The sequence below is a fragment of the Kitasatospora sp. NPDC004240 genome (genome assembly GCF_053603215.1).
On the sequence record NZ_JBSGFD010000318.1, the window covers coordinates 1 to 6,356 of the forward strand.

The 6,356-nt window shown below is 75.5% G+C and carries 7 protein-coding genes; 4 read left to right on the forward strand and 3 right to left on the reverse strand.

Going from position 1 to position 6,356, the window contains the following annotated elements; translation table 11 throughout:
* Together ACWEQL_RS40045 and ACWEQL_RS40050 are read right to left on the reverse strand one after the other, a co-directional pair.
* A partial coding sequence (locus ACWEQL_RS40045) for an AAA family ATPase (RefSeq protein ID WP_452156166.1) occupies positions 1-183 on the reverse strand: 183 nt, incomplete at its 3' end.
* A gap of 268 nt (positions 184-451) precedes the next feature.
* The gene (locus tag ACWEQL_RS40050; protein WP_452156168.1) at positions 452-1,780 is read right to left on the reverse strand and encodes a hypothetical protein; all 1,329 of its coding nucleotides are present in this window, start codon (positions 1,778-1,780) and stop codon (positions 452-454) included.
* Positions 1,781-2,023: 243 nt separating this feature from the next.
* Here ACWEQL_RS40050 and ACWEQL_RS40055 point away from each other — a divergent pair, with 243 nt between their 5' ends.
* The 4 genes from ACWEQL_RS40055 to ACWEQL_RS40070 all read left to right on the forward strand — a co-directional run bounded on the left by ACWEQL_RS40055 (position 2,024) and on the right by ACWEQL_RS40070 (position 5,398).
* Positions 2,024-3,472 (forward strand): WGR domain-containing protein, encoded by a 1,449-nt coding sequence (locus ACWEQL_RS40055; RefSeq protein ID WP_452156170.1) that lies wholly within the window; start codon positions 2,024-2,026, stop codon positions 3,470-3,472.
* A gap of 103 nt (positions 3,473-3,575) precedes the next feature.
* A complete protein-coding gene (locus ACWEQL_RS40060; protein WP_452156172.1) occupies positions 3,576-3,779 on the forward strand; it encodes a hypothetical protein in 204 nt (67 codons plus the stop codon).
* A gap of 177 nt (positions 3,780-3,956) precedes the next feature.
* Positions 3,957-4,466 (forward strand): SigE family RNA polymerase sigma factor, encoded by a 510-nt coding sequence (locus ACWEQL_RS40065; RefSeq protein WP_452156174.1) that lies wholly within the window; start codon positions 3,957-3,959, stop codon positions 4,464-4,466.
* Positions 4,467-4,525: 59 nt separating this feature from the next.
* Complete coding sequence (locus ACWEQL_RS40070) at positions 4,526-5,398, forward strand: hypothetical protein (protein ID WP_452156176.1); 873 nt, start codon at positions 4,526-4,528, stop codon at positions 5,396-5,398.
* Between the two features lie 25 nt (positions 5,399-5,423).
* Here the strand turns inward: ACWEQL_RS40070 and ACWEQL_RS40075 are convergent, their stop codons facing one another.
* On the reverse strand, positions 5,424-6,296 hold the full coding sequence (locus ACWEQL_RS40075; RefSeq protein WP_452156178.1) for a hypothetical protein: 873 nt from the start codon (positions 6,294-6,296) through the stop codon (positions 5,424-5,426).
* Between the last annotated feature and the right edge of the window lie 60 nt (positions 6,297-6,356).

Here is a 6,356-nt window from a genome sequence, read left to right on the forward strand (position 1 = left end):
CAGCGGCTCGCGCAGGGGGTGGCAGAAGCCGGTCAGCACCCTGCGGCCCGCGGCGGCGGCCCCGCGGGCGGCCTCGGCGACCAGGCGGGACTTGCCGAGCCCGGCCTCGCCCTCGACCAGGACCACGGCCGGCGGGCGCAGCACGGCCTCGGTGAGGCGGGCCAGCTCCTGCCGTCGCCCCACGAAGTCGAATCCGGCGCCGGGCGCGGGTGGTTCGGTCGGCCGGCTCACGGCCGCCCGGCCGGTCGGCGCCCGCGGCGCTCGCCGAGGAGGGGTGCGAAGGCCATGGGGTCATCATGCCGTGACGGCCTCGCGCCTCGCCCGCCGGGGTACCGGTTTTCCGTACCGGGCCCGCCGCGACCACCCGCGTCGCCCCGGCCCTGTGCCTGCCCGGGCTCTGCCCCCGGCCCTGGTGACGGCCGGGGGCGGGCAGGGCGGGCGACCGCCGGCGTCAGCCGCGTCCGGTGAGGATCAGCGGCCGGTAGTCGGGCGACTTGGCGGCGGCGCCCGCGCCGATCACGGTCAGGCGGCCGGCGGGCCCGGCGACGACGGCCTGGTAGGAGGACGTCGGGTAGCCGATCACCGTCAGGTCGAGGGTCTCCCAACGGCCGTGGGTGTAGCGCAGGCCGAGCGGGCGGTCCTGCTCGCCGCTCGCGTCCCAGCCGACGGCCGCCATGCCCCCGGGGACGGCGGCCACCGACCAGAGTTTGCCGGCGACGCCGTCCGGCACGGCGACGGTGCTCCAGGTCCGTCCGTCGTAGTGGGCGACCAGCGGATGGCCGCGGTCCTTGTCGGCCAGCACGGCGCGCCCGACCACCCAGACGTCGTCCGGCCCGTTGGCCGAGACGCTCTGGTACTCGCCGTACAGCCCGGTGAACGCGGGGGCGGGCACCCGGGTCCAGGTGCGGCCGTCGTAGTGCAGCAGGACGGGCTGGCCGTCGGGGTAGGCGGTGTTGCCGACCGCCCAGACGTCGTCCGGCGCGATCTCGGTGACCGAGCTGAGCCACCAGTCGCCGTCGATCGCGGGGACGTCGAGCCGGTGCCAGGCGGAGCCGTCCCAGCGCTCGATGAGGCCGGTGGTGCGGGTCTCGATGACCTGCGGGTCGCTGGGCTGGTTGCCCGGGATACGGGCGGTGATGACGCTCGCGCCGCCGACCGCCCAGGCCCGGCCGGGCGTCGGCGCGGAGGCGCCGAGCAGGTACGCCGTGCTGAGCTCGCCGGCCGGGGGCTCGACCTCGGTGTGGGTCCAGGCGGTGCCGTCCCAGTGCTCGGCGAGGATCCGGCCGCTACGGGTGTCCAGGTCGCCGAACACCCAGGCGTCCTTCGGCGAGCCGCCGGCGACCGCGGTGGCCCGGCCTTCGTAGCCGGGCGCCGGGGTGGGCAGTTCGCGCCACACGCCGTCGCGGCTGTCCTGGGCGACGACCACCGGCCTGAAGGACAGGTCGCTGCTGTCCCTGTCGATCCGGAAGCCGGCCGCCCAGGTCGTCCGGGCGTCGAGCTGGACGCCGGAGCTCATCACGGCGGTCGTCAACGGCACCTTGTTCGCCGTGAACCGGGACCCCCCGATCCCCGGCACCTCGCTCCCCGCCGTCCAGGCCGTCGGCGCCGTCGCGGCGGGTGCCGTCGGGGCGGGTGCCGTCGGGGCGGGCTCGGGTGCCGTGGCCGAGGGCGTCACCGGCCCGCTGCCGCCGGCGGCGCTCGCGGTGGCCGCGGCGGCCGTCGCCGCGGTCAGCACCGAGAGCGCCAGCGCGGCCTGCGCCCAGTGTCGTACTCGCCTCATGCGTCGTTCCCCCGTGGTCCTCGTCGTGCCGGGTCACGGACGCCATCACCCTGATCGCGTCCTCCGGAACAAGGAGGGGTCAGCCCTGACGAACTGTTACACCCGGTTTTCCGGGGACGCTCCCGCGGGCCCGGCGGCCGGGGGCCGGAGCCGTTGTCGGAGGGGTTGGCTAGTTTGTGCGGTGTCGGCGGGCACCGCCCGTACGACGACACTCCCACCGCCGCCCGAAAGGGGCCCTCCGCCATGCCGGTCGCCGTCGACGAGCAGGTCACCTACCTGGAGCTGTCCGAGGATTCGGGCAGCGCCCACAAGTTCTACGAGGTCAAGGTCGCCGGCACGGACGTGACCGTCACCTACGGGCGGATCGGCGAGGGCGGGCAGGTGAAGACCACCTCCTACCCGACGGCGGAGAAGGCCGCCGCCGCGGCCGCGAAGAAGGTGGGGGAGAAGGTTCGCAAGGGCTACGCGCCGGCCGTGCGGGGGGTGCGCCAGCGTCGGGCGGTCACCCGCCGGGCGATCGTCAGCACCGGTTCGACCGCCCGTCAGGCCCCGGTGCTGTGGCGCTTCCGCTCGGGGGCGGCGGCGTTCGGCATCTTCGTCGGCGAGGAGCACGCCTGGGTGGGCAACGAGCGCGGCGACGTCTACACGCTCACCCACGACGGCGAGGTGACCGGCCGTTACGGCCTGCCGGACGGCGTGAAGTGCATCGTCGCCGACGACTGGTGGATCTACGCCGGCTGCGACGACGGCAAGGTGTACGACCTCGGCGGCAAGGTGCCGCGGGTGGCGTACGAGATCGCCGAGGACGTCGACATCTACTGGCTGGACATCCACGACGGCGTGCTCGGCGTCGCCGACGCGCGCGGCGGCATCACCACCGTCGACCACGAGGACGAGTTCCAGTGGCGGCGCAAGGCCACCGGCACCGACGGCTGGATGGTGCGCTGCGACGACGAGGGCGTCTACCACGGCCATTCGCGCGGCGTGGCCCGCTACGAGGCGCGCGGGGGCGACCCGGTGTGGCACACCGCGACCCAGGGCGACGTGCTGTTCGGCTGGCAGGAGCGGGACGAGGTCTTCGCCGGCACCTCGCGCGGCTGGGTCCACCGGCTGCGCAAGGAGGACGGCTCCGAGGTCGCCCGCTATCGCTGCGACGCCTCGGTGTTCTCCTGCGCGGCCTCGCCCGACGGCCGGTACGTCTTCGCCGGCGACAACCACTCCTCGGTCTACTGCTTCGCGGCGGACGGCACCCGGCTCTGGAAGCTCGGCACGGGCTGCGGCTCGGCGTACAGCATGCAGTACCGCGACGGCCGGCTGTACATCGTGACCACCGACGGCTCGCTGGCCTGCCTCGACGCGAGCGAGCAGGCGGTGCGCGCGGCCGAGGACGGGCGGCTGCCGAAGGCCGCCGAGGTGGACGGCAAGGGCTGGACGGCGTCCGTGGCGGGCACCGAGGTGGAGTCGGTGACGGCGGGTTCGGCGGGCGCGGCCACCGGCATCGAGGTCGAGTGCGTCCAGGAGGGCACCCGGCTGCGGGTCCGCGTGGTGTCGCAGGGCTTCGACCCGGCCCGCCGGGTGCAGTTCCCGAAGGACATCCGGGTCCCCGGTGCCCGCTACCTGGTCGCGGAGGTGCTGGAGTCGGGCAACGGCGGCTTCTACCGGGCGCGCGGTGACATCAAGCGCCTGCTGTGACCGGTGGTCCGGTCCTGACCGGCCGTGGCAGCGGATCGCCCCGCCGCCACGGCCGGTTGCGCTACTCTCGGTGCACCGTCACCGGGCGTGTCTGGAGGCCGTGATGAGGATGGTGTTCGACCCCGCCGAGGCCGAGGGCCTGCGGGCCGCAGCGCGCGACGCCGCGCTGGAGGACCCGACCCTCGCGTACGTGCTGCTGGACCTGGCGGACCGCGGCGTCGACCTGGACACCTGCCGCACCTGGGACGACCTCAGGGCGGAGCGCGGCGTCGAGGCCGCCCCGGCCGCCCCCGCGCGCGACGCCTGATCGTCGCTTCCCGTGGCGCTCCGTGGGCCTGGGCGCCCCTCGCGCCGCCCTGCCCCACCTCTCCGTCTCCCCGCTTCTTCGCGACCCCACGCAACACTTTGCGGCGCCGGTCCCGTGTAGAAGGAGCGAGGGCGCGCACGGCGCGCCGGGGAGCCACCTGAGGAGCAGCGAGGCCGTATGTCACCGGACTTGGAGCAGTCGTTCGACGAGTTCGTAGTGGGCCGGTACACGGCACTGCTCCGCACGGGGTACCTGCTGTGCGGCGACTGGCACCTGGCCGAGGACCTGGTGCAGACCACCCTGGTGAAGCTGTACGCGCGGTGGCCCCGGTTGCGGGAGCCCCAGGCCGCGGCCGGCTACGCCCGCACCACGCTGGTGCGCGCCTACACCGACACCCGGCGCCGGCGCAGTTCGTCCGAGGTGACCGCCCCGGACGTTCCCGAGGCGGCGATGGCCGGCGCGGACGCGGATCCCGAGCGGCGGATGGCCCTGCTGGCCGCGCTCGCGCAGGTGAGCCCGGCGTACCGGGCGGCGCTGGTGCTGCGCTTCTGGGAGGACCAGACGATCGAGGCGACGGCGGCGATCCTGCGGCAGAGCACGGGCACGGTGAAGTCCAACACCAGCCGGGGGCTCACCCAGCTGCGGGCGATCCTCGGCGACTCGCTGCACGAGATCGCCGGCGCCTGACCCGGCGCCCCGCCCCGGGCGGAACCACACGACAGCGCGGAAGACGAGAGGAAACCGGGATGGACCACAACGATCCGGCGTTCGGCGCCGACGACCTGGACGGCGAGATGGGCGCACTGTTCCGTACGGTGCTGGACCAGCCGACGCCGGCCCTTCCCCCGGCACTGCTGCCCCAGGTGCGCCGCCGCGGCGGAGGGCTCCGGCGGCGCCGGAACCTGCTGGCGGGCGGCGCGGCGGTGACGGCGGTGAGCCTGCTGGCGACGGCCGGGTGGATGGTCGGCGGGGGCGCGGACGGGCAGCGGACGGCGGCGGCCGCGAGCGCCACGGCTTCGAGTACCACGGCAGCGGCCAGTGCGGCCCCGAGTGCTGCGACGCCGACGACCACCCCGTCGCAGCCCGACCTCGCGACCTTCCGTGCCCCTCAGCGGCAGCGCAACGCGGCGGGTAACCAGGCCCTGCTGGAGTACCTCCGGGCCCACCTGCCGGAGGAATTCGCCGACATCGTCGACGGCACGAAGGAGATGCTGCCCGGTCACTACATCGCGACCAGGAAGGACGGTGCGCAGGTCATCGTCGCCCGGGACACCTTCGGGAACGGCATCGACCGCAACGCCCCGAACGCGGCTTGCAAGCCCGTCACCACGGCGAACGGCACGCTGGGACCCAACGCCGAGGACTGCGCGAACCGCGTACTGCCCGATGGGACCGTCGCCGAGGTCCGGCACCTGACCGAGCCGCTCTCGGGCCGGGTCGCCGCGCTCGGCCTCCTCACACCGGACGGCAAGCCTTACTCGCTGACGTTCCTCCGGGTCGTCACCAAGCCCGACGCGCTCTCCCCGACCGTGTCCCTGGAGCAACTGCTGACGCTGGCCGGGACGCCCGGCCTCGTCGCCGCGCTCCGGGACGGCTGGCACGACGGCCCGGAGTCCTGAACACGCCCGACGCCCGCGAATCCCGTCAGGAGCCGGGACCGGTGGCCGGGCTGACGGCGGGCCGGTCGGCGGGTTGCTCGGCGTCGCCGAAGCGGGCCAGCGCCAGCGCGCCGGCGATCGCCGCCAGGAAGCCCAGGACGGCCAGCGGCACGGTCCCACCGCGGGTGCGGTCGCCCAGCACCACGACCCCGACCACCGCCGGCCCCAGCGTCTCGCCGAGCACCATCGCCGCGGTGGCGGCCGTGACGGAGCCGCTCTGCATGGCCCAGGTGAGGGCCGTGAAGCCGCCCAGCCCGCCGATCGCGATCGCGTACGCCGAGGGCTCGGTCCACAGCCCGGCGGGGTCGAGGTCGGGCAGCACGCGCACGGCGACGCCGATGACGCCGAACTGCAGGCCGGCCACCAGCCCCAGCAGGGGCGCGGCCCGCCGGCCGCCGTAGTGGCCCGCCGCCCAGGCGGCCGCGAGCAGCGCCAGCGACACGACGAGGGTGCCGAACCGCAGCGCCGGGTCGCCGTGGCCCTCGCCGTCCCGGCCGGCGGTCACGGCCAGTACGGCGAGCCCGAGGCAGACGGCGGCCACGCCGGCCCACTCCTGGGGCCGCAGCCGGATCCGCAGCACCCGGGAGGCGCCGACCGCCGTCACGGCGAGCGCCGAGGCCAGCGCGGCCTCGACCACGTAGAGGGGGAGGCGTTCCAGCGCGAACAGCTCGGCGGCGAACCCGGCCATGTCCATCCCCACGCCCACCACGAACGGCCACTGGCGCAGCGTGCCGGCCAGGGCCGCCGCCTCGCCGGGCCGGTGGCCGGCCGTGGCCCGGCGTGCGCCGAGGGCCTGCAGCACGGTCGCCGACCCGGTCAGGAGGGCGGCGAGCAGGGCCGCGAGGAGTCCGGCGGGCATGGCCCGACCGTACGTCGCGCGGCGGCGCCGCCGGGTGCGGACACGCGGGAGATCGGAAGA

Coding starts and splice junctions, on each gene's coding strand:
- ACWEQL_RS40050 (WP_452156168.1), bottom strand. CDS start 1,780: ATGAGGCGAGTACGACACTGGGCGCAGGCCGCGCTGGCGCTCTCGGTG.
- ACWEQL_RS40055 (WP_452156170.1), top strand. CDS start 2,024: ATGCCGGTCGCCGTCGACGAGCAGGTCACCTACCTGGAGCTGTCCGAG.
- ACWEQL_RS40060 (WP_452156172.1), top strand. CDS start 3,576: ATGAGGATGGTGTTCGACCCCGCCGAGGCCGAGGGCCTGCGGGCCGCA.
- ACWEQL_RS40065 (WP_452156174.1), top strand. CDS start 3,957: ATGTCACCGGACTTGGAGCAGTCGTTCGACGAGTTCGTAGTGGGCCGG.
- ACWEQL_RS40070 (WP_452156176.1), top strand. CDS start 4,526: ATGGACCACAACGATCCGGCGTTCGGCGCCGACGACCTGGACGGCGAG.
- ACWEQL_RS40075 (WP_452156178.1), bottom strand. CDS start 6,296: ATGCCCGCCGGACTCCTCGCGGCCCTGCTCGCCGCCCTCCTGACCGGG.